Source organism: Candidatus Baltobacteraceae bacterium (genome assembly GCA_035502855.1).
In the GTDB taxonomy this organism is placed as follows: domain Bacteria; phylum Vulcanimicrobiota; class Vulcanimicrobiia; order Vulcanimicrobiales; family Vulcanimicrobiaceae; genus Aquilonibacter.
In genome coordinates, this window is the sequence record DATJTX010000024.1 from 159,943 (window position 1) to 186,233 (window position 26,291).

Annotated in this window: 26 protein-coding genes; 2 read left to right on the top strand and 24 right to left on the bottom strand. The window is 63.6% G+C overall.

Annotation, left to right across the window (positions count from 1 at the left end; all coding sequences use genetic code 11):
* Positions 1–7: 7 nt before the first annotated feature.
* The 19 genes from VMF11_09770 to VMF11_09860 all read right to left on the bottom strand — a co-directional run bounded on the left by VMF11_09770 (position 8) and on the right by VMF11_09860 (position 20,565).
* Positions 8–1,978: a hypothetical protein gene (locus VMF11_09770; GenBank protein HTU70594.1), complete on the bottom strand. Its 1,971-nt coding sequence runs from the start codon at positions 1,976–1,978 to the stop codon at positions 8–10.
* Complete coding sequence (locus VMF11_09775) at positions 1,975–4,599, bottom strand: glycosyltransferase family 2 protein (GenBank protein ID HTU70595.1); 2,625 nt, start codon at positions 4,597–4,599, stop codon at positions 1,975–1,977. The genes VMF11_09770 and VMF11_09775 overlap by 4 nt, the downstream gene beginning before the upstream one ends.
* Before the next feature lie 7 nt (positions 4,600–4,606).
* Positions 4,607–6,277: a glycosyltransferase gene (locus VMF11_09780; protein HTU70596.1), complete on the bottom strand. Its 1,671-nt coding sequence runs from the start codon at positions 6,275–6,277 to the stop codon at positions 4,607–4,609.
* A 230-nt stretch (positions 6,278–6,507) separates the two neighbouring features.
* A complete protein-coding gene (locus VMF11_09785) occupies positions 6,508–7,743 on the bottom strand; it encodes a flagellin (protein HTU70597.1) in 1,236 nt (411 codons plus the stop codon).
* A gap of 115 nt (positions 7,744–7,858) precedes the next feature.
* A complete protein-coding gene (gene csrA / locus VMF11_09790) occupies positions 7,859–8,095 on the bottom strand; it encodes a carbon storage regulator CsrA (GenBank protein ID HTU70598.1) in 237 nt (78 codons plus the stop codon).
* 45 nt (positions 8,096–8,140) lie between these two features.
* On the bottom strand, positions 8,141–8,605 hold the full coding sequence (locus tag VMF11_09795; protein ID HTU70599.1) for a flagellar assembly protein FliW: 465 nt from the start codon (positions 8,603–8,605) through the stop codon (positions 8,141–8,143).
* Positions 8,606–8,648: 43 nt separating this feature from the next.
* Positions 8,649–9,977, bottom strand: a complete 1,329-nt coding sequence (locus VMF11_09800) for a flagellin hook IN motif-containing protein (GenBank protein ID HTU70600.1) — start codon at positions 9,975–9,977, stop codon at positions 8,649–8,651.
* An 18-nt stretch (positions 9,978–9,995) separates the two neighbouring features.
* The gene (locus VMF11_09805; protein ID HTU70601.1) at positions 9,996–12,236 is read right to left on the bottom strand and encodes a flagellar basal body rod C-terminal domain-containing protein; all 2,241 of its coding nucleotides are present in this window, start codon (positions 12,234–12,236) and stop codon (positions 9,996–9,998) included.
* The gene (locus VMF11_09810) at positions 12,233–12,712 is read right to left on the bottom strand and encodes a hypothetical protein (protein HTU70602.1); all 480 of its coding nucleotides are present in this window, start codon (positions 12,710–12,712) and stop codon (positions 12,233–12,235) included. The genes VMF11_09805 and VMF11_09810 overlap by 4 nt, the downstream gene beginning before the upstream one ends.
* Positions 12,709–13,074, bottom strand: a complete 366-nt coding sequence (locus VMF11_09815; GenBank protein ID HTU70603.1) for a rod-binding protein — start codon at positions 13,072–13,074, stop codon at positions 12,709–12,711. Before VMF11_09815 ends, VMF11_09810 begins: the two co-directional genes overlap by 4 nt.
* A complete protein-coding gene (locus VMF11_09820; GenBank protein ID HTU70604.1) occupies positions 13,074–14,198 on the bottom strand; it encodes a flagellar basal body P-ring protein FlgI in 1,125 nt (374 codons plus the stop codon). Before VMF11_09820 ends, VMF11_09815 begins: the two co-directional genes overlap by 1 nt.
* The gene (locus VMF11_09825; GenBank protein HTU70605.1) at positions 14,186–14,776 is read right to left on the bottom strand and encodes a flagellar basal body L-ring protein FlgH; all 591 of its coding nucleotides are present in this window, start codon (positions 14,774–14,776) and stop codon (positions 14,186–14,188) included. The genes VMF11_09820 and VMF11_09825 overlap by 13 nt, the downstream gene beginning before the upstream one ends.
* Positions 14,776–15,495 carry a flagellar basal body P-ring formation chaperone FlgA gene (flgA, locus tag VMF11_09830; GenBank protein ID HTU70606.1) on the bottom strand — a complete coding sequence of 240 codons (720 nt, stop codon included), beginning with the start codon at positions 15,493–15,495 and terminating at the stop codon, positions 14,776–14,778. Before flgA ends, VMF11_09825 begins: the two co-directional genes overlap by 1 nt.
* Positions 15,496–15,500: 5 nt before the next feature.
* A complete protein-coding gene (gene flgG, locus VMF11_09835) occupies positions 15,501–16,292 on the bottom strand; it encodes a flagellar basal-body rod protein FlgG (GenBank protein HTU70607.1) in 792 nt (263 codons plus the stop codon).
* A 16-nt stretch (positions 16,293–16,308) separates the two neighbouring features.
* Positions 16,309–17,193 (bottom strand): flagellar hook-basal body protein, encoded by an 885-nt coding sequence (locus VMF11_09840; GenBank protein HTU70608.1) that lies wholly within the window; start codon positions 17,191–17,193, stop codon positions 16,309–16,311.
* Positions 17,194–17,445: 252 nt separating this feature from the next.
* Positions 17,446–17,799, bottom strand: coding sequence for a flagellar hook-basal body complex protein FliE (gene fliE, locus VMF11_09845; protein ID HTU70609.1), 354 nt, complete (start codon positions 17,797–17,799; stop codon positions 17,446–17,448).
* A gap of 18 nt (positions 17,800–17,817) precedes the next feature.
* Positions 17,818–18,318, bottom strand: a complete 501-nt coding sequence (gene flgC, locus VMF11_09850) for a flagellar basal body rod protein FlgC (protein ID HTU70610.1) — start codon at positions 18,316–18,318, stop codon at positions 17,818–17,820.
* Position 18,319: 1 nt separating this feature from the next.
* On the bottom strand, positions 18,320–18,757 hold the full coding sequence (flgB, locus tag VMF11_09855; GenBank protein HTU70611.1) for a flagellar basal body rod protein FlgB: 438 nt from the start codon (positions 18,755–18,757) through the stop codon (positions 18,320–18,322).
* 20 nt (positions 18,758–18,777) lie between these two features.
* The gene (locus tag VMF11_09860; protein ID HTU70612.1) at positions 18,778–20,565 is read right to left on the bottom strand and encodes an ABC transporter ATP-binding protein; all 1,788 of its coding nucleotides are present in this window, start codon (positions 20,563–20,565) and stop codon (positions 18,778–18,780) included.
* Between the two features lie 100 nt (positions 20,566–20,665).
* On the opposite strand from VMF11_09860, the gene VMF11_09865 reads away from it, so the two are divergent.
* The gene (locus tag VMF11_09865; protein HTU70613.1) at positions 20,666–21,229 is read left to right on the top strand and encodes a DUF4870 domain-containing protein; all 564 of its coding nucleotides are present in this window, start codon (positions 20,666–20,668) and stop codon (positions 21,227–21,229) included.
* A 37-nt stretch (positions 21,230–21,266) separates the two neighbouring features.
* Here the strand turns inward: VMF11_09865 and VMF11_09870 are convergent, their stop codons facing one another.
* Both VMF11_09870 and VMF11_09875 read right to left on the bottom strand, forming a co-directional pair.
* Positions 21,267–22,697, bottom strand: a complete 1,431-nt coding sequence (locus tag VMF11_09870) for a deoxyribodipyrimidine photo-lyase (GenBank protein HTU70614.1) — start codon at positions 22,695–22,697, stop codon at positions 21,267–21,269.
* A gap of 12 nt (positions 22,698–22,709) precedes the next feature.
* Entirely contained in the window at positions 22,710–23,042 is a 333-nt protein-coding gene (locus tag VMF11_09875; GenBank protein HTU70615.1) for a cytochrome c, read from the bottom strand.
* 62 nt (positions 23,043–23,104) lie between these two features.
* Here VMF11_09875 and VMF11_09880 point away from each other — a divergent pair, with 62 nt between their 5' ends.
* Positions 23,105–23,596: a hypothetical protein gene (locus tag VMF11_09880; protein ID HTU70616.1), complete on the top strand. Its 492-nt coding sequence runs from the start codon at positions 23,105–23,107 to the stop codon at positions 23,594–23,596.
* Positions 23,597–23,615: 19 nt separating this feature from the next.
* Here the strand turns inward: VMF11_09880 and VMF11_09885 are convergent, their stop codons facing one another.
* From VMF11_09885 to moaA, 3 genes are all read right to left on the bottom strand, one after another.
* On the bottom strand, positions 23,616–24,626 hold the full coding sequence (locus VMF11_09885; GenBank protein HTU70617.1) for a TonB family protein: 1,011 nt from the start codon (positions 24,624–24,626) through the stop codon (positions 23,616–23,618).
* On the bottom strand, positions 24,623–25,144 hold the full coding sequence (locus tag VMF11_09890; GenBank protein HTU70618.1) for an RNA polymerase sigma factor: 522 nt from the start codon (positions 25,142–25,144) through the stop codon (positions 24,623–24,625). Before VMF11_09890 ends, VMF11_09885 begins: the two co-directional genes overlap by 4 nt.
* A gap of 133 nt (positions 25,145–25,277) precedes the next feature.
* Entirely contained in the window at positions 25,278–26,291 is a 1,014-nt protein-coding gene (gene moaA, locus VMF11_09895) for a GTP 3',8-cyclase MoaA (GenBank protein ID HTU70619.1), read from the bottom strand.

The following is a 26,291-nucleotide window of genomic DNA, read 5'->3' on the forward strand; positions in this document are numbered from 1 at the left end:
GGTCCGTCTACCCCGCCCGAACGGTTGCCGCCTCCGCGTAGGCGCCTAAAATCGCCTGGAGCGAACGGAGCGGGTCGTTGTGCTCCGCGGTCAGGGCGGCGATCTGTACGCCGATCGCCGGGGCGCGATCCCAAGCAGTTCGCAGAGCGGACGCGACGCTCTCGACCGAGGCCGGATCGGCGCTGGTGCATAAGCCCGGCCACAGGTCCGCGAAGGGAAGGGCGCGCGAAAGGACCAGCCCGCACCCGAAGGCCGCAGCCCGGACGATCCGTGCGGCGCCGCGACCGGACCATGAGAGGTCGGCATAGACTCTCGCGCCCGCGTAAAGCGCGTCGAGCGTGCCCGGACCCAGCTCGCCCTGCGGCAGCCAGATCATCCCCGGGCCGGCGAAGTTCAGCAGATTCTGGTAGTAATCGCCGTTCTCGGCAGTTCCCAGCACGACGATGGGCAGGCGTTCGGAGGCCGCGGCCCGGACGGCCATCCATTGATTGGCTCGGGGCTCGACCGCTGCGTGGACCAGAACGTACTCATTCGCGCCGCAGCGCGCTCCGATCGCCTCGAGCGGCGCCGGCGGCTGCAGGATGGCGGGGGCACTGCGCACCGGCCCCTTGTACCCGTACCGGGCGCGCACGTGCCGCTCTTCCTCTTCACCGCTGACGATGACCGCGCGCGCGCGATCGATCATCGCGTGCACGCGCGGTTCGTCGAACTCGGCCGTACCGCGCACCGCGCCCCCGGCGAGTTGGATCCGCCGTTCGACCAAGGAACGCTCGATCGAAACCCGCGTCGCATCATCGAATACGGATTGCACCAGCATCAAGAACGTCGACGATCCCCAAGCAGCCTCGTGCTCGAAATCGTCGAGGTGCGGCGTGAGCACGATCGGAATCCCGCGCGAGGTTGCATCCTCGAGGATCGGGCCGAACTGACCGACGTGACGGTGTCCGAAAAGATGGAGCAGATCGAATTGCTCGGCGCGCGCTTGCGCGGCGGTTACGACCGTTGCGTCGAATCCTTGGCTCCGCAGCGCGTCGGTCAAGGCACGCGCATCGTCGACGTCGGCCCCGGGAACACGCAATCCGTCGTCGCGCACAACGATGCCGATCCGTCCTGACGATCCCCCGATCACGGGCATGGGGGTGGGGCGGAACGGACGCAAGCGCGGCTCCTTCGCGCGGACGCAAAACGCGCGAACCGGCGTCGAATCGTCCGGATCGAACGAGACCACGGTTGACGGAAACGCCGGGCGCGCCACGACGGTTCGCAGACCCGCATCGGCGGCCAGCGAAATCGCGGCCGTGTCCGCGACGGAGGGGTCAGGCTCGATCCGCACGTCGAACGGCGCCGTCCCGAGCTCGCCGTAGCACTCCAATCCGAACCAGCGCGCCGCGAGCGCATTGCGTTCGGGCGAACCGAGGTCGCTCGTCACGCTGCGCGCCGACGACGCGAGAATGGCGGAACCAAACGCCGCTTCGGAAGCACGGATTCCGACGCGCGCTCCGGCGGCGAAGCGCAGCGCGTAGACGTACGGGGCGGCGTCGACCAAAACGCTCTCCAATGGTGCCGCTCCGAGAAAGCGCGCGGTACGGGCCGAATCGAACAGCTCGTTCATTTCCCGCTCGTCGGAAAACATGCGAATGACTTCGCGATCGAGCGATCCGACGAGTCCCTCCGACGCGAGCCAGGGTTCGACCAACGCTTCGATCTCACGCGCGGCTCGTTCGTCCACCGGCAGCCACGCCGGCCAAAGAAACGGGCTCGATTCGCGCACGAGCAGCATCGGCGCCTCGATCTGGATAAACGGAGCGAGCGCTATCCGTCCGTCGCGAACAAAGAGGAGCTCGAGCCAAGCCTCGAAACGGGCGCCGTAGGCGGGTTCCAGGCGCGCCGCGACCAGCGACTCGGCCCGCACGCAGGCGTCGATGCGCTCGCGGGACACCGAAGGCGCAAGGCGCGCGAAACGTTGATGGCGCCTCATTGCGCGGCTCGCTCCAAGATGCGACGCAGCGCGCTTGGACTGCGGTCTTCGATCGCATTGATCTCGGTCCAGCCGGCTGCGTTCTTCTCCGCCGCCCAGTCCGCTTCGCTCTTGTAGTCGACGACTTCGATATCCGCGCATCGATCCGGACTGACGCCCGCCTTGCGAAGTACGCGTTCGACGCGCGCCGCAATGGCGTGAGCTCCCGGCTCGCCGAACGCACCGATCACCAATTGCACCGGATCTTCGACGGCGAACGCACGCCCGAAGCGTTTGACGAATTGGGCTACGACCGTCCAATCGGCCTCGCTGCGGACGGTGGCGCCGAAGACCTTGCGCGAGAGAGCCCGCGAGCCCGCGCTGTTCCGATCCGCCAATTCGGGGCGCGGAGCCGGAAGCGGCACGTAGTGGCGCGCCGGATCGAAACCTTTCGCGCGGGCCTCGGCGCTGTTGTATCCCGTGCTGGGGAGCGGCCCGGAGAACCCCCATTTCTCCGCAAACTTGCGCCAATTCTCGTTGAGCGACGCGCCGTAGTCGATCTTGTTGGCGGCAAACGTTCGACTTCCGAAATGGTGAATGAACACGTCGTCACAGACGTAGATCAGGTAGCCCGCAGCGCGCACGCGCATGCAATAATCGTCGTCTTCGAAATTGCCCGCCCCGTAGCGCTCGTCGAGACCACCGACTTGGTCGATCACCGTGCGATCGATACACCAACAGAACCCGATGGCCCGATCGGTCAAATACCCCTTCTCCGCGAACGCCTTCCGCCGCTCCGCGACAAACGCAAGCATGTCCTCCTCGGTCTTGTACTGCGCGTCCGCGAGCTTTTGATCGCCGGCGACAAAATTGCTTCGCGGCGCGGAGATCCCCAGGCCCGGAATGCGGCGAAACGCATCGAGCAGACCGTCGGCCCATCCGGGCGAAACAATGACGTCGTTGTTGAGCACGATGACGAAATCGCCGCGCGCGTTCGCGATGCCGTCGTTGTTTCCGCCGGCGAAACCGCGATTGGTCTGGTTGTAGACGACGCGCACGTGGGGATCGTCGATCGCGGCCAGCGCGCGCAGCGTTTCCGGTCCCGAGCCATTGTCGACCACGATCACCTCGTACGGTTCGCTCGTGTTGGCGCGGATCGACTGCAACGCTTTGATCGTGAATTCGTGCGCATTCCAACTCAGCGTCACGATCGAGACCAGACCACGCTCGCGCCGCGGTGCAGCGCGCAGCACGCGCTCGATCGCGGCCCGTTCGCGGCTCGGGGCGTCGCGCAGCGCGATACCGTGGGCGCGTTCAAAAGACGCGTCCTGCGCCGGCGGCCCCAGTTCTCCGAACGAGCGGGCCGCGACGGTGCTTCGCTTCATCTCCAATGCGCGTAAGAGAAGATCGGCAACCGCTCCGTCGACCGTGTCGAATGATTCGAGCCGCAGGTGAGCCGGGAGTTCTCGCAAACGCAGCAGCACGCAGCGCGCATCGCTGCAGAGAAGCGGCACATGGTTCGCGTTCGGGACCCTCTCCGCCGAAAAGGTGGCGGCAGCCGCTCCCGTCTGCCCGGCGACGTTCGCCAGCAACTCATCCAGCCAACCCGGCGAGAGCGTCGTGTCGCCGCGCACGATTCCCAAGTAGCGCTCGCCACGGATCGTCATCATCGCGTTGATGCGATCGATCGCCTCCGGCCCATCGGTCCAGGCGATTTCGCCGATGGGCGAAGTGTTTCGCGCGAGCATCTCCGCGAACGCGGCTCGATCATCGGGTAGAAGAGGACCGTGCACGACGACGTCGGTCGGAGTCGCTCGACGCGTGTAGGTTCCGAGTCCCCCGTTCGGTGCGCGCGTCATTGCGAGGACGTTGCCCGCCTCGAGATACGTTCGCGGAGCGTCGTATTCGACGAGATCGCGCCAGCGCTCGGTCAAGCGCTGCACGTTGGACTGGGTGCGGCGGAAGCGCTGCGACCCGGATTGCGATTCGAAGTGGAAGAGGGTCGCCTCGGGTTCATAGACGACTCGCAGTCCACGCTCGCGCACCTTGAAGCAGTAATCGACGTCTTCGTAGCCGTTCCAGTACCCTTCGTCAAGGCCGCCGAGCTCGAGATACAGCTCGCGCGGCGTAACCAGGCACGCACCGGTAACGGCCTGAAAGTCGCGCGAGCGGTCAGCGTTGGCATCGCTCGCCGGATTTTTGAAGAGGTAATGATACGGCACGAATCCGGAAGCGCCGTAGATCGCCGACCGTACGATGACGCCGGCGTGTTGGATCGTACGATCGGGAAAGAGCAGGCGCGCGCCGACGATGCCCACGCCCGGTTCGCTAGCGCGGCGCAGCATCGGAGCCAGCCATTGCGTGATCGGCTCAGTGTCGTTGTTCAAAAGAACCAGAAAACGCCCCCGAGCCTCGCGAGCGCCCTGGTTGTTCGCGCCGGAGAAGCCGAGATTTTGCTCGTTGCGGATGTGTCGGATCCAGAGAAATTCGCGCAGCATCTCCGGCGTGCGATCGCTCGAAGCGTTGTCGATGACGATCACTTCGCCCTCGCCTGATCCGGCGAGCGAGGGCCGCAGTTTCGTCAAACAATTCCTTGTCAGCTCGGCCTTGTTGAAGACCGGGATGATGATCGAGTAATCCACCAGGAGGCTAGGACTTCAACGCGCCGTCGGCGATTGCCGCTGCTTCGCCGAACCGCTGTTCGCGCAGATAAAACATCGAAAGCGCGACGGCTCCCTTGACCGGATCGACCTCGCGGGCGCGTAGGAGCGACGCTTCGACGCCGGCGGGTGAGGCAAGCAGCTCGAGCGCCGCCGCTCGAGACATCAGTAAGTCGTAATCGCGCGGATCGAGGGCGAGCGCATCGTCGGTTGCGCTTAGCGCGTCGCTCGGACGGCGCTCGTCCAGCGCGCGGCGCGCGCGCGAGCTCAGAATCCGGCCCAATCGCTCCTTGACTTGTGGGGAGTCGGGGGCAAGTTGCGCTGCAGCGCGGAGGTACTGCTCTTCCTTTCCGAAGCCGCAGCGTTCGGAAACGCCGGCAGCGCCGACCAGCATTTCCGCCGCTTCCTCCGGCTTCACGCGCGGATACCAGTCCTCGACGAGCGCAAGCGCTTCGGCATGGCGCTGCGAGCGCAAGAGGAAGTTCACGTACTGCACCATCGCCAGGACCGATTGATGCGTTTCATATGCGCTTCGGAACGCGTCGTAACTCTCGTCCGAGCGACCGAGTCGCTCGAGCACCTTGGCACGGTTGATCATGAGCGGTTCGACCCTGGGCGCGTTGGCTAATCCGCGCTCGTACCACGCGAGGGCGCTCGCATCGTCACCCTCGGCCGCGTATGAGGACCCCATCTCGCTCTGTGCTTTCCACACGTAGACCTGATCGTCGACGATGAACTGGTTCTTGGCATACGGCGCATCGGCAATTGCGGCGGCAAATGCTTCTCGCGCCTCGTCGAAACGCTTTTGCGCCATGTAGGTCTTGCCCAGCATCATGTGGGCGTTGGCGTAATGCGGGCTGCGCTTGAGCGATTCACGCGAAAGCTCCTCGCCGCGAACGGGATCGCCGAACCGGTCGCAATAGATGTCGGCGAGCAGCGCGAGACCGTTGGGCATGAACGCGCGGGAACCGTCTCCCACCTGCTCGCGCATCCGCTCGAGCGAAGTCCGCGCGAGTTCATAGTTCTTGCTCAGATATGCCGTCGTTCCGAGATTGTACCAATGGTATGGATTGTCGGGTTCCTGTTCCGTCGCTTCGAGCAAGATTGCAAGATTGCGTTCGCCTTTGTTGCGCATCGCCACGACGTCCTTGACGTAGCCGTGATGGATAATCGAGATGTCGCTGTAGACGGCCTCGATGCTGTTCTCGGTGCCTTCGAGTGCCGGATACTCGTGGATCAGCCCGCGAAAGCGGATCCGCTCGTCGTTCGGGAAGATCCGAATCAGCGCATGCGAGACGTCACCCGACCCGAGATAATCGTCCGTCCGGTTGTAAATGCGAACCCATAGCGCCATCTCGTGCGCGGGCAGCGTCTTGATCGCCATCAGCGCATCGCGCGATTCCGCCACGAGCTCTTCGTCGGCATCCATGAACAGGATCCAACGTTTGGTCGCGAGCGCGAGCGACTCGTTGCGCGCCCAGGCGAAGTCGTTGCGCCATGGACGGTCGATCACGGTCGCGCCAAACGACTTCGCGATCTCGATCGTGCGGTCGGTCGATCCGGTATCGGCGACGATGATCTCGTCGACATAACCTTTGATGCTCTCCAAACATTGCGGTAGAAAGAGCTCTTCGTTTTTGACGATCATGCACAGACTCACGCCGGGCGGCTTCTGAGGCCAGCCCGGCGGCGGCGCGGGGAGCGCCGGCACGGAGAGCCTGGCGGCCGTTGGCGTGGAGGACTTGGGTGCTTCGGGAGACCGGTGTGATCGCACGCGAATGGGCATCGCATATGTCTTCGGCCTTGCGGAAAACGACCTTTAGAAGAAAACGAAAGGGCCCGCCGGAGCGGGCCCTCTGATGTTGACCGAGCGGTCGCCCGCCGGATCGATTAACGGAAGAGCGTGAGGACGCTCTGCGCGTTGGTGTTCGACTGCGCGAGGACCGAGGTGCCGACTTGCACCAGGACCTGCAGTTTCGTGAACTCGGTGGTCGCCTGGCCCACATTGAGGTCGGCGATATCCGATTCGGATGCTTGCAGGTTGGTGGCTGCGGTATCGTCGTTCTCCTGGTCGATGCCGAGGCGGACGACGACGGCACCGAGCTGCGCTTGCTGAGTGGTCAGCGTCTGCAGCGCGATGTCGAGCTGGCCGATCGCATCTTCCGCGCCGAGCGACGGATTCTGGGCCGTCGACAGAGCGAGGTTGATGTTCGAGATACGAAGGGTGTTCGTGTTCGTCGCGGCGATGCCGAGCTGAATCACGTCGCCTTCGTTGGCGCCCGACTGGAAGTTGAACGCCGGAGCGGTCGCGTAGTTCGTCGGTGCGACGTACTGCGAGAACTTCACGTATGCCGTCTGGCCGATATCGCCCAGGGTCGGAGCCGCGAAGTTGATCGTGACGCCGGCGTCGAGGCCGGATGCAAGCGTGATCGTGTACGTGCCCGACGCAAGCGTCTGGGTGTTCGCGATCGATTGCGCCTGGCTGTTGAACTGCGTGATCTCGAGTTGCGGTGCACCCGCGGTCGGGTTGCCGGTATTTGCAACGACTTGCACTTCGATCGTGGCATCGTTGGTGGCCGCCGAAGTCGCCCACGCGTTCGGAGTGACGATGCTCTTCACCAAGAAGCCGCCCGCCTCGAGCGCCGCGTTCGCGGTGATCGTGTAGTACGCTTCCGCGCCTGCCTGATCGCCTTGATGGCTGCCGTTGAGGAGCGACTGGCCGTTAAAGTTGGTATTCTGCGAGATGCGGTTGACTTCGAGCAGGAGCTGCGAAACTTCCGCCTGCAGGTTCACGCGGTCGCTGTTGCTGTTGACGTCCGATGCCGCTTCGACCGAGAGGGTACGAATGCGTTGCAGGATGTCGGTCTCTTGCGTCAGAGCGCCGAGGGCGACTTGCGCCGCATTGTTGGCGTTCTGCACGTTTTGCGACGCCTGATTGAACGCTTCGTATTGCGAGGTCAGGTTGGTCGCGATCGCGTTGCCAGACGGATCGTCTGCGGCGCTGTTGATACGCAGGCCGGACGAAAGCTGGGTAACGACGGTTTGGAGCTGGTTTTGGTTGTTGTCGAGGTTCAGTTGAACGGCATTCGACAACAAGTTGGTGGCAATGCTAAGGCCCTGAGCCATTTGTTTCCTCCATGATTGGCGCCTCGCGGGCGCCGATACGCTAGCCTATGGGGAAGAGTGTCCTTTCTCCCCTACGTCAAATATCGGCCCGGCCGGAGCGGACTTTAGCGGAAGTTTACTTTCGAGGGCGCAGGGTCGCCCGCTCGGGTTTGCCGCTGGCTGCGGGGGCGGCTCCCAGGGCCTCCCGGTTGGCCCGCTGGATCTCTTCGTAGACCTCGGACCGGTGGACCGGCACGGCGCGCGGAGCTTCGATCCCCAGCTTCACCTGATCGCGGTCGACGGCAACGATCACAATGCGAACGTCGTCACCAATCATAATGGATTGATTGATCTTACGGCTTAGAACCAGCATCGGCGAAGGCCCTCCTTGGCGACTGGAGGGGGACTTTCGGCAGGGCTAAGCCGTCTTACTGCTCGCGGGGGCCTTACGCGGAATCGGTTCGCGTGTCGAATACGTCGAATTGTCGAGCATGATCTGACGGGCCCGATGATTGCGCAGGTTGACGAGGATCGGCGCCATCAAGTTGATCGTCATCTCCTCCGCGTTCGGCGTCACCACCACGACACACAGTGTCGCAAAGTCGGCGGCTTCACGGATTTCGAGCGAAGTAAAGGCGTAGGCCGGCGTCTTCGGTTCGTAGTTCTCGAAGAGCAGCCACGGGTCCACGGTGGGGATGGCGACCTGGTGATCCTCGAGGCTCTGGAACCAGACGAAGCTCGGGTGACTCTCGACCGTCAACGGCAACCAGCGGTGAAGCGTGGGAAAGCCCGGGAGACCCCACGGGAACTCGATGACGTCGCTCTCGGCATACGTGCAAGCGCCAAACTTTGCGAGTTCGACGGTGATTTTCTCTTCTTCCATAGCGGCTCCGGTTTTCATTACGTGGCTCCCGTTTCCATCACGATCAGCTGGTCGAATCGAGGTAATCGAAGAGGTCGGTCTGCTCGAGCCGGCTCGTCACCTGGTACGCCGCCTCGAGCGCGGTTTGGGTCAGGCTGAACTGGGACGTCACCTTAGCAATATCGGTATCTTCCAGGCTCGACTGCACCGTCGTATCGGTGCTTGCCCGCGTCGCCTCGGTCGAGCTGAGGGCCGAGACCGTCTGTACGGTGGCCCCGATCGTCGAGGCCGCCTGCAGTGCGACGGTAAGGGCGTTGTCGATGTCTCCCAACTGGGTCGAGAGATTGGTGACCACGTTGGCGGTCGAGCTCAGGAGGAAGGCTGAGGTGAAATTGGCCGGCGTGGCCACCAGCGGTCCCGAGACGATGTTGCTGACCGTGAACGGCTGGTCGGTCGCATCGGTCAGGGAGAGCCGCTGCGTCTGGTAATTGAACACGGCCGAAACGCCGGTCGCGACCGACGCCGCGTTGATCGCCGCGACGACCTGCTGCACGGTCTCGCCCGGCGTAAGGATGAAGGACGTGCCGTTCGGCGAGAGCGACGAAGCGATCGAGAAGGCGACGTTTCCCGATGAATCCGCTTGCAGCGGCACCTGCAAAATCGGAGGGACCGTTGCCTCGAGTTGGGCGATCGTCGTGTTCGGCGTGACCGCCTCGTTGGCGAGGTTGATCTGCGTGCTGCTCTCATCCACGACCGCACTATTGTCCAACGTGTCGCGCAGGGTAATGAGCATCTGAAAGACGCTCGGCGAGCCGTTTGACGCACCCAGGTTGAAGGCTTGCTGCAAGGTTACGTTGGTCGGAACGAGCTGTCCGTTGGGCAGCTGCTCGCTCTCCTGAACCAAGTTCGACGCCGCTGAGACCGCCGTCGGCGGATCGCCGACCGCGGTGACGAGGCTGCCCCCGGGCACCACCGCCGTGCCCGAGAAGATGTACTTGCCGTCGTACTGCGTGTTGGCCAAGCCAATCGTCTCCTCGAGGAGCTGGTTGACTTGGTCGCCGATGGCTTGGCGTTGCGAGCTGGTAAGGGTGTCGGATGCGCCCTCGATCGCCAAGCTGCGCGCATTCTGCAGGATCGAGGTCAGGCTCGAGAGCGTGCTGTCGGTCGTCGAGAGCACGTTGTTCAGGCCGGTGAGATTTTGTTCGATTTGCGTGGTAACGGCTGAATCGCTGCGCACCGAGAGATCCTGAGCAATCACCGTCGGATCGTCCGAGGGCTCGTTGAGGGATATCCCGGTCGAGAGATCCTCGCCTTCCTGCTGATATTGCGATTCAAGGTTGTCGATGGCGAGCGTCTGCTCGTTGTACATCGTGGACGTTGAAATGCGCATCATGGGGTATCCCGCCTCTCCTTAGGAACCGACGCCCAAACCGGTAACGATCGTATCGAGCAATTGGCTGAGCGTCGAAATCGTCTTTGCGGCCGCCTGATAGGCCGTCTGGTACTTGATGAGATCCTGCGTTTGGTCGTCGATGTTGATGCCGGCGATGCTCTGGCGCTCCTGGTCGATTGTCGAGGCCAGGTTGGTTTGCGTCGTCACGCCGGTGTTCGCGGTCTGCGTATCCAGCCCGACCTGCGTCACCAGCTGTCCGTACTGCTGCTGCAGCGTCTGCGTCTGCGCCGTCGTGATCGTGTAGGGGCCGGTATGAGTGTATTGCGGCGTAAACGTCACCGACTCGACGCCGGTGGTCGGATCGACGCTGATCGCGGTAATGGTGACGTTCTCTTGATCGTTCGTGGGATAGTTCGGTCCGCCGGTAGCCGCGCTTAGGGTGAGCTGCTGCCCGACCTGAAGATCGTTCACGCCTGAAGGCAGCGCAACGGTCGTCGGCTGACCCGCGTTCGCAGTGACGGTCCCCAGCATTTCGAGTCCGGGGAAGCCGACGTTACTCTGGAACATGGCCGTCAGCGCGTTGGCGACGCCATTGTCGTCTTCGCCGTACGCGTTGCTCGCGTTCTGCTCGACCCCGTTGATGTTCCCGGCGCCGAGGACGCCGAGCAGCGATGTGTTGGGGGTTGCGGCCGCGTAGTTACTGTCGCTGATCGTGAACGAGGCGGTTTGCGCGTTCCCCTGCTGCGCCCCGCGCAACGCGAGGCTTTCGTTGGTCGGGTCACGCTGGAAGACGATCTCTTGCGACGATGAATCGTACGAGGCGGTCACGCCCGACTGCAGTGCGTTGAAGCTCGAGACGAAATCCTGCACGTTGTCGGCGTAGATCTCGCCCGGAACGGCGCCGGTCGCCGGAGGCGGGCTCGACGTGTAAGCGAACTGCTGCGCAACCCCGTTGACCGTGATCGTGAGGTAGCTGACCGGCGCTGCCGGCGAAGCCGGGTTCGCCGGAAACGCCGCGGTCGGCGGGTTCGCGAGCGCACCGTTGTTGATCAGCGCGGTGGACGTGTCGACGGTATTGTTGGCTGAGTTCATCGGCACGATGCCGGTGGTCGTGCTGGTATTCGCTTCGGTATTCGCGAGCACGACGGGAAGCTGGTCAGGATCGGTGATGCCGCACTCGATGTTACCGGCCGAAATCGGTAGTTGCGCATCGATCGGCTGGAAAAGCGCCGTGCCCGACTCCGCGTTCGAATCGTAGCCCGACTCGGTGATGCGGTTGACTTCGGTCGAGAGAGACGAGGCGAACTGGTTGAGCTGCGTGTTGTAATTGCTGAGCTTGTTGTTGTAGAGATCCTGCAGCGCGGCGAGTTGTCCACTGCCCAGCGGAATACTCGGCGAGGATGACGACTGCGGCGGATCGGTCGCGAAGTAGACGTTGAAGCTCGGCGTGCCGTTGGACGCGGTTCCAACGACCGGAGCGGCCAGATTATAGGCGACGGTGTCGTTGACCAACGCCTGACCGTTCACCATCACCAGCACCGAACCGTCGGCCTGTACGGAAGTCTGCGTCGAGATGTATTGCGAGAGCTGATCGATGTCGTAGTCGCGCTCGTCCTCGAACGTGTTCGGATCGTCGCCCACGGCCGTCGAGGAGCGGATTTGCCCGTTGAGCGCCGCGATTTGATCGAGCAAACCATTGACCGTTTGGACGATCGTTGCACCCTGCGAGATCGTCTGATTCTCGGCGCTCGTGATCGCCGCCGACGAGTCGCCGAGCGCTTGCGCCAACGCTTGGGCCGAGGTCAGGACGCCGGATGCCGCCGACTCGGGGTCGCCGGTAGCGGACGCGTTCACCAGTTGCGTCACCGCGGTTTGGAAATTCGTGTACGCCGTGCTCACTCCGGCGTCCGGGTCACCGAGTTGCGACTGCACGCTGGTAAGGATCTGTTGCTCGGTGGAATAGTAGTTTTGCGATGAGCTTGCGCCGCGGAAGAGTTCGTCGTAGGATTCCACGTTGGCGCGTTGGATCGAAGCGACGACAACGCCGTCCCCGACCGTCCCGGGAACGTTGGTCGAAGGGAACGGCGAACCGACGACCGGCGGCGCCTCGGTGAGATCCACCGTCTGCGTGGTTGCACCGGGCGTGTCGACGTTGGAGATGTTGTCGCCCGTCACGTTCTCCGCCACCGAGAACGACTGCAGCGACGTCGACATCAGATCGAGCCCGAAGAACGTACCTTGCGGGAAGAAACTGCTCATGCTTTGCTGCTCACCAGCACGCTGTTGGTCGGAGGCGGCACGTAACCGCGCCGCTTATAGGTTCCCGGTGTATCGTTGGCGGCACGCTGCAGTGCCGCGGTGATCTTGACCAGCCGCTGCATACCGCTCTGAATCAGCGCCTTGTTGTTGGCGTTGGTGATGCGCAGCCCGATCGAGGTCGTGGTCAACTCGACCAGCCGCTGATTGAGCGTGGGCCAGAGGGCCCGCGGCGCGTAACCGCAGACTTGCCGCAACGTGAGCGAACCGAATCCGCGAATCTGCATACCACGGCGTTTTCCGGAGGCCGAATGATAGGCGCGACGAGCCGAATCCAACGCGTGCTCGCTCTCGAGGATTTCCAGCGCGTCGCTCTTCACCAGCGCCTTGGTGAGGGCCAGCGACGCTTCGTGCGTCCGCTTGAGCAGCGCCGATTCTTCGCGCAAGGCAGCTGCAAACGCATCCCACGAATCGCTCACGGTCCGATCCTCCCATCGACCTGTACGGCAGCTTCCTGACTCGCATCGCTCAGAACCTGATTGCGCAGTTGGCTTTCGAGCTGCTGGGCGAGGCCGAACGAACCATCTTTCGCGATCGCTTGTGCCCGCTCGTCGTTGAGCATGCTCTGCCACGTCGACTCCGACGCTGACTGCTGGCCGAAGATCGTTTGCTGAGGCACGGTGTCTTGCATCGCGTTCATCAGCATCTCGAGAAAGACGCCTTCGAATTGTGTCGCTGCGTCGTGCAGCTTAGCCAAGGCGGCTTTCTGCACCGGCGTAAGGTTCTGCGCGCTCTGCGCCTGCGCGGGATTGCTGCTCGTCGGATCGATCGGCGACGCCACTAGAGGATCTCCAGATCGGCTTGCAGCGAGCCCGAGGCGCGCAATGCTTGCACGATGGCGATCAGATCGCGGGGCGAGACGCCGAGCACGTTGAGTGCGCGCACGACCGACGAAAGCGTGGCCGCTCCGGCAATGAACGTCAACTGATGACCCTTCTCCGAGGCCGCGACCGTCGTATTGCGCTGCACCGCGGTTTGGCCGTTGGAGAACGCGTTCGGCTGTACCACCTGGTTCTGCGTCGTAATCGTAATCGTGAGGTCGCCGTGGGCGATCGCGCACGGCGCAAGACGGATGTCGCCGCCGAAGACGATCGTACCGGTACGCTCGTTCATCACGACCTTCGCCAATTCGTCTTGTTCGAAACTCAAATCCGAGGCGTCGGCGAGAAACTGCACGGGATTGTTGGCGTACTGCGGAGGCAGGTTGACGTGCACGGTTTCCGCGTCTTGAGCCTGAGCGGTGCGCGCACCGAACCGCGCGTTGAGCAGCGCGGCCAGATTGGCCGCGGTCCGGAAGTCGGGCGTCGTCAGCACGTAGTTGAAACCGTTGGGAGAGTTTTCGATCGGCGTGACCATGTCGCGCGCAATCACCGCACCGTTCGGAATGCGGCCCGCGCCGGTGTAGTTTTTGTTGACGGTCGATCCGCCGAAGCCGGCGACGAAACCGCCGACCGAAACCGGTCCTTGCGCCGTCGCGTAGACGAGGTTGTTGGCCGCTCGCAGCTCGGTGAGCACGAGCGTCCCGCCCTGAAGGCTGGTCGCATCGCCCATCGCGGAAACGTCGACGTCGACGTTATCGCCGGAGTGGGCAAAGGGCGGCAGCGTCGCGGTGACGATGACCGCCGCGACGTCGCGCGTGCGCACCTCTTGCTGCGAGACGGTGAGCCCGAAGGATTGCAGGATGTTCTGAATCGTCTGGCTGGTGAAGATGACCGAGGTCGAATCGCCGGTCCCCTGCAGACCGACAACGACGCCGTAGCCGACGAGTTGGTTGCCGGTCACGCCCTGCACGTGCGCGATGTCCTTGACCAAAACAGCCTCCCCGAAGGGGTCGGCCCACGCGCATGAGCCCGCGCAGAGCAGCGCGAGCACGAACGCGGTGAGGGTTCGGCCTAGAAGAGCCAACTCAGTATCCTCGCTAGGAGCCCTTTGTTCTTCTGATCGTTGCCCTTGAACGTCGCCTGGACGTTGGCCACGTGCGAAGCCAGCACGGTGTCGGTGTTGTCGATGTCCTCGGGTCGAATCGTTCCGGTGATATGCAGCGTCTGGGCCTGTCCGTTGACGGTCATCGACTGGTCACCGGTAATCTGCAACGCACCGCTCGGAAAGACGTTGGTTACCGTTGCCATCATCGTCGCGGTAAAGGCGTTCGATCCGGTCGCGGTCTGCGCCGTCGTGGTCGTCGATTGCCCCGCGACCGAGTTGTTCAACCGCACCAGCGGCAGGTTGAAGAGGCCGCTTCCGTTTCCGCCGGACATCGAGGCCGCCTTGCTGCTCGAGTAATCGTTCACTTCGGAGTTGGTGTTGGCGATGTCGAATTGCACGTAGACCAAATCGCCGATCTGCGCCGCGCGATGGTCGGCCATCAGGCGCAGCGGATGTCCCGGTCCGACCGCCGGCGGGGCAGCCTGATAGAGAGTATCGGCGGCCGCAACGGCGGGAGCAAGCGCGAGCAGCGCGATGATTGCCAGCGTGGTGCGCATCACAGTGTCTCTCCCGACAGGTTCAGTTCGACGCGATCGGGGCCGACGACGGTTCCCGTCAGCGTCGTATTCGTCTGCGGATTGTAGACCGAGACGTGTTCGCCCAGACCGCCGCTGCTCCGCGCGACGACGTCGGCCACGACCGCCACGCCGTTGTCGTCTACGATCAGCGTCACCGTGTTGCCGGCCTTGACGATTTGGTTGATCGTCGTGCTTTCGATCGTAATCGGCGAGCCTGCACGCACTGCGGCGATCAACCGGCGCCCGACCAGCACCACCGCGCCGTTCGTCCACTGCCCGCTGTATATGACGCGCGCCATGCGCAGATCCGAGGCCGTAAGCACCGCTCCGGGCAGCAGATCGTGGGTCGCTACGGCGGTCTGCACGTAACGCACGACCTTGTATCCGACGAAAATCTGGCGCAGGAACCTACCGTCGAGATCGACCTGAATCGGCACGTTCACGTACGAGGGCGTGACGATCGCGCTCTGGACGAGCAGCCTCACGCGGCCGGCCCCGACCGTTTGATCGGGAATCTGATACGCCTGCACGAGTTTTGCGTCGCCGCTCAGATGGACGGCTTTGATCGCGGGCGCGGCAAGTTCTTCGAAACGCCGCCCCGGCACGACTTGCGTGAGCGTTTGGGCGCGCAGTGCCGCCGGCACGCATGCAAAGCACGCGAGTCCGAGAAGCACGGCGGCGACAAACGATCGCATCATCGATCCTACTGGAACGGCGAGAGCTGAACGGCGGTCGAGAGCATGTCGTCCGCGGCCCCGATCGCTTTCGAGTTCGCCTCGTAGGCACGCTGCGCGACGATCATGTTGACGATCTCGTTGACGACCTGCACGTTGGAGCTTTCGAGATAGCCGTCTTGCAGCGTCCCGGCGCCGTTGAGGCCCGGAGTCGTCACGATCGGCGGTCCACTCGCGGCTGTCTCGGTGTAGAGATTGTTGCCCGTCGGCGAGAGGCCCGCATTATTGACGAATCGCGCGAGCTGCAACTGTCCGAGCGTCTGCGGCTGCACCGCGCCGGGCACCTGCGCCGAGACCGTGCCGTCGGAACCGATCGAGACCGAGACCGCGTTCTGCGGAATCGTGATCTGCGGCTGCACGAAGTAGCCGTCGGCGGTGACGATCGAACCGTTGGCGTCCTCTTTGAACGAACCGTCGCGCGTATACGCGGTCGTCCCGTCGGGCATCGTCACCTGAAAGAAACCGTCGCCTTCGATCGCGACGTCGAGGTTGTTGCTCGTCTGCACCAGCGACCCTTGGGTGAAAACTTTCTCCGAATCCGAAACTTGCGTGCCCAAACCAACCTGCTGACCGACCGGAACGATCGACGCGCCGATCGGATTTCCGGGCGCCTGGATCTGCTGATAGACCAGGTCCTGAAACCGCGCCTGATTGCCCTTGAACCCCGTCGTGTTGACGTTCGAGAGGTTGTTGGAAATCGTGTCCATGTTGTACTGCTGGGCGATCATGCCGCTGGCTGCAGTGTAGAGCGATCGCATCATCTCGGTTCACTAGCTCCTAGCTGGTCTTGGCGACTTGCGAGATCGCCGTATTGGTAGCGTCGTCTTGGGTCTTGATCGATTTTTCGTTCGCATCGAACCAGCGCTCGGCCGTGATCAAGTCGACCATCGAGCGCACCACGTTGGCGTTGCTGGCTTCGAGCGCTCCCTGCTGCACGCTCGCGGTGGTCGTCGGCGACGGGCCGGCGTTGCCGCTGGGCACGTAGTTGTTCGCCCCTTCAGGGCGCAGGTTGAGCAGGCTGTTGAACTGCGTCAACTGGATCTGCGCGACGACCTGTCCGTTCTGAAAGACGGTGCCGTCCTTGCCGATCGTGACCGCGCCCTGGTTTTGTAACTGGATCTGCGTTCCTTGCGTACTCAGCACGGTGTTGCCGTCGCGGGTGCGCAAAATGCCCTGCCCGTCTTCGGCGAACTCGCCGTCGCGGGTATAACGCACGCCGTTCGGCGTTTGAATGGTGAAAAACGCGTTCGCGTTTCCGGTGATCGCGAGGTCGAGCGGATTGCCCGTCTGCCGGATCGGCCCTTGTTCGAAGCTCGTCGGCGTGTCGTAGACTTGCGAGCCGGTTCCGAGCAGGCCAACCGCTTGCGCGACCGGCACGCCCGAGAGCGCTCCGGTCGCCGTCTTGCCGGGATCGGTTTGAATCCGGTAGATGTCGAGCGTCGGCGCGGACTGAACTTGGAGCAGCGTCTGCTTGAAGCCGCTCGTGTTCACGTTGGCGAGGTTGTTCGCCACGTTGTCGACCATGCTCTCCGCTACGAGCGCGCCGCTCGCAGACGTGTACAGGCCACGGACCAAAAGAAAAAACCTCCGCACGAACGGCCTGCCGGAATCCCGGCTTGTGGCAAAATCCTCAATCAGTCGGATTTGCCGGCGGCCTTCCACCCTTCGTGCGAGGTAGTCCAGACCGCAAGTCCCGGATTATCCACCGGTACTCAGTCAGGTATTCGGTTGAACGAGGAGGGAATTTTAGGGCGGCGTGCCCTTGGGGTGCCTCTGACAGAAGGCTCGAAGTTTTGCGCCATTCGCAGGATGCGAACTTCCTTTGGGCGTGGCGCAAAACTCGCGCAGCAGGAGCGGCACAGGACGTGCCGCGAGGAGCGTCTTCGGGAAGAGGCGCCCCAAGGGCAGGCTGCGCTAAAATTGCATCTGAGAGATTTCGGTATACGCTTGGAGTATTTTGTTGCGGACGGAGAGGGCCATCTGCATCGAGAGGCCCGCCTCTTCGACCGCTTTGACCGTCCCCTCGAGATCGTTGCTCTTGCCGGTCGCGAGGTCTTCCGACTTCTGCTGAGCGGTGAGCATCTGATCGTTGACGTGGGTGAGCATTCCGGCTAGCGTGTCTTTGAACGAAACGCCGCCTGCGCCGGCGATGCTTCCGTCGTCCGGCAGCGGTTCGGACTGTGGCGCCGTTTGGGGGGCGATGTCCGGAACGAACGTCCCGGGGACGACCTTGCTCATCGCATCGCCGTAGCCATTGATATCCATCATCGTGTTATTCCCGCGCGGTTAGCTCTTGAGCAGGGAGAGGTCGGCTGCACCCATGTTTTGCGAAGCGGTGATCGCCGCCACGTTGGCCTGGTAGGCACGTGAAGCCGCCATGAGATCGACCATCTCTTTGACGATCTCGACGTTCGGATAGTGCACGTAGCCGCGGGCGTCGGCTTCGGGATTCCCGGGATCGAAGACCAGCCGGTCCGGGCTCGGATCCGTGGTGATGCCCACGACCTGGACGCCCTCGACGCTGGCCGGCTGTGAAGAACTCGGATCGAAGGGATCGGGCGGGGCAAACGGATCGGCGGAGTCGTCCGAATCGGACGCGCCAACCTGGTCCGAGCCCGACGGCGAGGCCGGTTTCTGCGCGAAAATCACCAGCTGACGCTTGAACGCGCCGCCCTGCGGCGTGCGCGTGGTATTGGCGTTGGCGATATTGTTCGCGATGACGTCCATCGCCAATCGCTCGGCCGAGAGGCCGGACGCGCTGATCTCGACTGCGTCGTAATAACCCATGCTACGTTGGTTGCTCCGTGATCGCTTCGCGAAGGAACTTATACTGCTCTTGCAAGAGCTGCGACATCGTCTCTTGGTAGCTCGTGTTCTCGGAGAGCTGCGCCATCTGCTGATCGATGTCGACGTTCGATCCGTCGACCCGCATTTGCGTGGTGGTATCGACCTGCGGCTGCGGATCGTACGGAACCGGCGCGCTCGCGTCGCCGATTGCAAACTGGCGAGAGTCATCGGTTTCCATCGGCAGCTGGTCGGGGTCCGGCGGCGTTCCGAGGCTGGCTTGGAGCGCGCTCTGAAAATCCACGTACGAGCTGCGAAATTCCGGCGTGTTGACGTTGGCGATGTTGTTCGCGATTTGGTCGTGCTCGAGCTTCGCGCCCTTGACCGCCTCGCCGAGCAGCGTGGTGGCCTCCCCAAGCGGAAGCATGCTGAAATCAGCCATCCTAGACTCTATCGACCCAATTACGCCGTGAATTGAGCGGCATGCAGACGTGCGTAGGCGCCGCCGCGGGCGATCAGCATGTCGTGCGAGCCGGCTTCCAGCACCCGTCCGCCTTCGATATAAAGGATCGTCGACGCGCGGCGGATCGTCGAGAGACGATGAGCGATGATCACGGTCGTCCGTCCGGGCAAGAGCCGATCGAGCGCCGCTTCGATCAGCGCTTCCGAATGGCGGTCGAGCGCGCTGGTCGCTTCGTCCAAGATGAGGATGCGCGGATCGCGTACGATCGCCCGCGCGATGGCGATGCGCTGGCGCTCACCACCGGAAAGGCGGACACCGCGCTCTCCGACCTCGGTTGCGTAGCCCTGCGGCAAGCTTTGCACGAATTCGTCCGCGTTGGCCTCGATCGCCGCGCGGCGCACGTCGTCGTCGTTTGCATCGGGCTTGCCGTAACGGATATTGTCGGCGATCGACGCGCGGAAGAGCTGGGGATCCTGCGGCACGATCGCGATCTGCGAGCGCAGATCGGCCAGACGAACCGACGCGATGTCGACTCCGTCGACCAGCACGCGGCCCCGCTGCGGGCGGTAAAACCGCGGGATCATGTTGATCAGCGTCGTTTTGCCCGCGCCCGACGGTCCCACCACCGCGACGATCTCGCCGGCTTCGATCGCGGCGGTGACGTCGGCGAGCGCCTGCGATTCGTCCGTCCCGTACCAAAACCACACATGATCGAATTCGATTCGCCCGGCGACACGCGGCATCGGGGCCGCGGCAACGGCTTCCTCTTCCTGCGGCAGGTCGAGCAATTCGTACGCGCGGCTGGTCGAGACGAGCGCTTTGCTCAGATCGCCCACGAACGCGGCCATCCGATTCATCGGGTTGACGAGGTTGACGACGAGCAGCCAGTAGTTGAAGAGCAGGCCGCTGTTGAGGTGCCCGACCAGCACCTCGCGCACGGAGAGCCAAATGATCGCGATCACGCCGCACGAGAGAATCGAAGAGATCACGACCGGCTGCATGTACACGAACTGATTGAGCTTCATGAATGCGCCGAAGTAGTCTTCGGTGCGATGATGGAAGCGCTTGGATTCGAAGTCCTCGCGCGAAAATGCCTTGACGATTCGCTGGGCCTGCAACACTTCGGTCAACGTCGAGGACATATCGGCGATGCGCATCTGGGAGCGCTGCATGCTCGCCGAGATGAGTTTTTGGAAGCGCGAGACGGCGAGCGACATCAGCGGTGCGACCACGATCAGCACCAGGGTCAGCAGCCAATCGATCACGATCATCGCGATCAGCGAACTCGTGAACGTGAGCAGCGCGTTGATCAGCTGGGGGAGCGAAACGCTGACCGCGTCGCTCATCACCTGCAGGTCGCTGTTGAAACGAGCGAGCAGCTCGCCCGGCCGCCAGCGATCGAAGCTCTCGAGCGGCAGGCGTAGGAGCCGGTCGTAGAGTTCGCGGCGGAGCGTGGCGAGAAAGCGCTGCCCGCACCACGTGGTGATGTAGTTCGTCCCGTACGTCGCGAAGTTCGAAAGCACGAGTGAGACGTAGGTTGCCCCGAGCGCCAGATAGAGCGCAACGAGATCGGGTTTGACGTGGCTCTGCGGCGAGGTTGCCGGTACGACGACCCGATTGATGATCACACCCAGCGCCCACGGCCCGACGAGGACGAGTAGGCTGTTGACCGCGCCGAGCCCGATCGCCAGCAGCAAACGGGGATAATAGGGACGCCCTTCGCGCGCCAGCCGCGCGACCGTGGAACCCTGCGTCGTGGAGGAGCCCGGCATCGTAGAACCCAGCATACTTGCCCCCGCGCTTTGCGGAGCGCCGCCGGTGAAACCTGCCCCTATACCCGGCAGTAGAGTTGAGTGTAGTGTAGGATTGGAGCGAGATACGAGCATCATGGACTGTTATTTTCACTCGAACGTCCCGTCGGTTGCGCCGTGCGTACACTGCGGCAAAGCCATTTGCGCGACGTGCCGCGACGACCAAGGCGGTTGTCCGAGTTGCCGTCTGGCGGAAAAAATCGACGCGACCACCGGCGAGCGCAAGCAACTTTGGGGCCAGGTTCCGCCGCGGCCCAACCCCGCGCCCCCGGCCGCCGCACCTCGCGCGCATGTCACGACGATCTCCGATGACCCGGTCGAGTCGCGTGCCCTGGTTGCGCTCGGCTACCCACTCTGGCCGCTGGCTCTGCTCGCTCTCCTCGATTCGAAGCGTTCGAAATACATCAAGCGCCAGGCGCTGCAGGCCCTTGGGTTCAACGTCGGATTCGCTGCATTCTGGGCGCTGCTCGAGCTGACCAGCATGATCCCGGTGCTGGGTTGGTCGTCGACGTTCGTGCTCGTAATGATGCTGCCGCTCTTCATCCTGGCCAGCGTCGTCTTCGGCATCAAAGCGTGGCACGGCGAACCCGTGCGCGTGCCGGTGATCAGTGACTGGCTCGACGAACGCATGCCCGCCTAGAAAGTCTGATTTAGCCCTGCTCTTCGTCAGAACAAAATCAGAGCTTTCTCGTTAAATAATCTTTGTATCTCTCCAGGAACGCGCGTGCTTCGCGCTCGTGATCGACGACCGGACGCGGATAACTATCGCGCGCGAACAGTTCGAGCGATAATTGCCGGTCGTCGGCGAAGCGCCCGTTCCAGGCACCCGGCGGTAGTTGTGCGAGCTCCGCAACCCACGTTTTGACATAAGCGCCGCTCGGATCGTAGCGGCGCCTCTGCTTTTCGGGATTGTAGATGCGCGGATACTGTGCCATGTCGGCGCCGACACCCGCGATCCATTGCCAATTTCCGCTGGAGAGTACGGGATCGTCTTCGATGAGCCAGCGCTCCCACTCGTCGCGGCCGACTCGCCAGTCGACGCCGAGATCGAAGCAAAGAAACGACGCCGCAACCGCACGGACGCGCGGATGCATCCACCCCGTCTCGTGCAACTGGCGTACTCCGGCATCGACCAGCGGATAGCCGGTTTTTCCTCCGCGCCAGCGATCGAGCGCGGGATGCGAACGCGCGAATGGAAAGCCGCGCATCTTTGTTTGCAACGCGTCGTCGTCGATCGGGCCGTAGAACGATCCGAGTTGGAGAAAGAAATCGCGCATCGCGAGCGAGCGCGAGAACAGACGGAGGGAAACGCGCTCTTCGCTCAAGAGGAACGGGTCTTCCATGCGCGCGAGCGTCGCTCGTACGACGGTGCGCGCGGAAATCGTCCCGAACGAGAGATGGGCAGCCAGGTGCGAGGTTCCCTCGTTACTGGGCACGTTTACGGCGAACGCGTATTGGGTCGCCGGCCCGGTGAGAAACCGCTCGAGAACGGCACGCGCGCGCGTGGACCCGGATTCGATCGCGCGCTCGATGGCCCCGAACTCGTGCGAGAGCGGCAGTTGCTCGCTTTGCAGCTCGCACCGTGCGAAGCGGACGAGCAGCGGCACGTCGTAGGACGCGGGCCGTAACGTGCGCCACACGTCGAAGTATGGCGCGAAGGCCCGATATCCGTCACCGCCGCTCGGCCGTGCCGCGGCCGTCTCCTCCGGAGGAATGGCCGGCGCGTCGTGAACCAGCACCGCACGCAGCCCGGCCTCTTCGAGTTCCGACTGCACGCGCGCGTCGCCGGCGACACCGCTTCCGTCGTAGCTGGCGCTCCACGCCACGCCGGCGGCCCCGCAGGCGCGCGCGACGTTCTTCAGCACCGCGCCCGCCGCACCGCGGCGGACCAAGAGCCGTGTACCGCGCTCGCGCAGGGCTGTGTCGAGCGCCGCCACCGCGGCACAAAAAAATGCCGCGCGCCGCGGCGAGCGGGCGAGGCGTGCCTCGATCGCGCGGTCGAGGACGAGGACGGGTATTACGTCGCCGTGTGCGGCGGCCCGTGCCAAACCTGCGTGATCGTCGATGCGCAAGTCGCGGGTGAAACGAAAGATGAACGGCGCCGCCATCGTCTCCAAATCCTAAAGGGTCTTAACGTAGGCGGCAATATCTTCGACGTCTTGCTCGGTAAGCGTACCCGGATAGAGTTTGGGCATCGGCGGGTCGGGTGCTTCGATCGCCCGCTCGATCTGCGCGAGGCTGCTGCGACGCCCCTGGTTCACCAGTGAGGGCCCGATGCGCGCGCCTTCCGGCGAGGAACCATGGCAAGGCAGGCAATTTTTCGTAAAAAGCTCGGCTCCGCGGCTGCGATCCGTTTGCCCGCCAGCATCATGCCGATGCGAACAACCTACGTTCGAAAATCCCATAAGAATTATGACGATGGCGGCGAATATCGGTCGTTGGCGGGTTTGCATTGCTGGGCGGGCGTTTTCGTCTGAGAGGGCCCGTTCTCCCCACAGCGGAATCGAAAGGCGACGTGGCCCGACGGATCTTCTTGCGGTTCGCGCAAACGAGCGATATCGAACGCCTTACAAAAGAGGGCGTGCTTACCGGTGCGCCCTCGCGGAATGAATCGTGGACCGCGCGCATGACGATGTGTCTGGGGGAACAAAAAGCCGGCCGGCGCGTGATCTTGGTCGCGGAGGATCAAACCGGATTACTCGGGATGGTTCAACTCGTCTTCAAGTTGCCGATCGGATACGACGATCCCGAGGCCGCCAACGGCATGGACGTCGCAATGATGGAGAGTCTGCGCCTGCGGCCCAACGCTCCGCCGGAAGTCGGAACCGAACTCGTCGGCGAGGTTCAGCGCCTGGCGATGAAGCGCAAGGTCAAAACCTTGACCTTCTTGATCTCGATGAACAATTCGCGCGGCATCACGCAGGCCAAGAGCTGGGGATTCGAAGAGTTCCGGATCATGCCCGAAGCGGAGAAGATGCTCGCCTTCTTCCGCAAATCGATCGACTAGGGAAGCAGAGCTTCCCTAGTTACCGCGGTGTGGCTGCGGGCAGCGGGCTCGGCTCAATGTCCGACGCACGGAAGGTGAACGCGTCGCGATAGATGCCGACCGTCGCCTTTCCGTTTAGCGTGCGCGGACTGTAGCGCGCCGCCATCGCCGCCTTGCACACGGCCACGTCGAGCACGAGAAAACCCGAAGACTTCGTGATCGTGCACTTCGTCGGTGCGCCGCGCTCGTCGACCATCACTTCGAACGCCGTCGTTCCTTGCGCGTCCTCTTCGATCGCCAGCCGTGTGGGGTGCGGAACGATCGCCGCGTCGCCGCCGAGCGGCACCACGTCGCGCACCACCGTCATCGGTGCCACCGCGATCGACTCGGCTCGTCCGCTGAGCACCGGTTCCGGCTTGACTTGCGCTGCCGAGACATGCTGCGACGGCATCGCTTCGCCGCGCCGCCAGATCGGCACGTTCGACGCGGGCGCCGTCATTTGGGGCACCGCCGCATCGGCAACTTCGGTCGTTTGCGTGGTCGTGGTCTGCGTGAGCGCGTTGCCGCGACGCGTGACGACGTTGTGGACGACGACGATAGCACGCCGGCGTGGCGCGACTTTCGCGACCCGCGGCGGGGTAGCCGCCGCGGCAGGAGCCGGCTTCTCCAGCGCAACGTGAACGACCGGCGCACGCGCCACGGTCGCCGGTTTGGTTACGCGGGCAACCGTCTTGGGATTGGTCGCGATGAGCGCGCGCGCGCCGAACGCGACGACGAGCGCCGCGGCAAGCACCGCCGCTGCGCCCCAGAAACCTCGCAACGTCCGGGAACGCCGGCTCGCGCGCCGCGCAAGCGGTTCCCACGTCTCGCTCTCGCGCGCCTGCGCGACGATCGCCATGACGCGCTCGATTTCGCGTTCGCCGCCGAGCGTGCGCAAACACGCCGGGCACGATGCGATGTGCCCGCGATATTCGTCGCGCTCTTGCGCGCCGGCCTCACCGAGCGCGATCGCTCCGGCGAGAATCTCTGCGCGCGTACATTGGTTGTTCACGATTGCTCCGTCATCACCGACCGTAAGATCTTCATTGCTCGGCAGACGCGCTGGCGAACCGCGTCCGGCGAGGTCCCGAGAATCGTTGCGGCCTCGCTCGAGGAGTACCCGGCATAGCTGGTCAGCAAGACCGCAGCCGCCTGTTCGGGCGGCAGCTTCGCGATCGCCGCTTGCAGATCGACCGACGCTGCGCTGCGCTCGTCGATCCGCCAAGAGCGATCGTCGCTCTCGCGGTCGAGCGGAAGCATGCGAATGATCTTCTTGCGACGCAGGTGCGAGATCGCGCCGTTGGTCGCGGTCTTGTACAGCCACCCCGCGGTCAGCGGACGCTCGGGGTCGCGTTGCAGCGTCCGATAGGCGGCGAGGAACACGTCCTGTGTCAGATCGAGGGCAAGCTCACTATCGCCGACCATGCGCCGAAGGTAGCGCGCCAGCTTCGTCTGATATTCGCGCACGAGCGCTTCGATCCGAAGCTGTACGCCGGCCGCCGATTGCGTGGTGAGGCAGACCTCCTCCATGCTGTTGGGTCCCCCTTTGCCCATTAACGCCAGTCTACCAGGCCCTGTGACGAGATTTCGTCCAGATCGAGGAAGCGAGCCCCGAAGTTTGCTCTAGCAAATGAGGGACTCGCTGACGACGAGCTGGGCAAAATCAGCCGCCGATTTCGGAGAAGGCCCGGAGGCGGGAGCTAGCCTCGCCGAGCCGCAGGTGGTGGCGTTCGGGTTTGATCGCCATGCTCGCGCGCAGCAGGTCGGCCAGATCCGCGGTCGAGGCGCCGGCCCGCAGGGGCGTACGCAGATCGACGTGCTGATCGCCGAAGAGGCAGAGGCGCAGCCGCCCGTCGGCGCTGAGCCGGACCCGGTTACAGCGCTCGCAATAATCGTGCGAGAGGGGGCTGATCACGCCCACGGCGCCCGGCGCGCCGGGAAAGGCGAAATAGCGGGCCGGCCCGTTTCCGGGCGGACCCGGAACCGGCTCGATGCGTTCGACCGCAGCCACGCGTTCGAGGATCTCGTCCGAAGAAACATACTGATCGCGCTGCAATTCGAGGTTTTCGTGAACCGGCATCACCTCGATGAAGCGCACGTAGACGGCGCGCTCGCGGGTGAGCGCAGCGAACGCGGCGATCTCGTCGTCGTTCTCGCCGCGCATCACCACGCAGTTCAGTTTCACCGGTGCGAGGTTGGCGGCGATTGCGGCGTCGACGCCGCGCAGGACGCTATCGAGTCCGGGCCGGCGCGCGATCCGTTCGAAACGGTCCGGCCGCAATGTGTCGAGCGAAATGTTCACGCGGCGTAGTCCGGCAGCGAGCAGCGCGTCGAGCTGTTCTTCGAGTAAAACCGCATTCGTCGAGAGCGCGATGTCTTCGATTCCCTCGATTGCATCGATCCCCGCGATCAAGCGGTGCAGATCGCGCCGCACGAGCGGCTCACCGCCGGTCAGACGAATCGTCCGGACGCCGGCCTGCGCCGCGGCCCGCACGATCTCGACGATCTCTTCGTAGGAAAGCAATTCGTCGCGCCGCAGCCAGGGAAGGCCGGATTCGGGCATGCAGTAGACGCAGCGCAGATTGCACTTGTCGGTGACCGAAACGCGCAAATAGGTGATGGGCCGGTTGAAGGCGTCGGCCAAGAGTTCGCGCGTCAGGTCGACCGTGGATTGCAT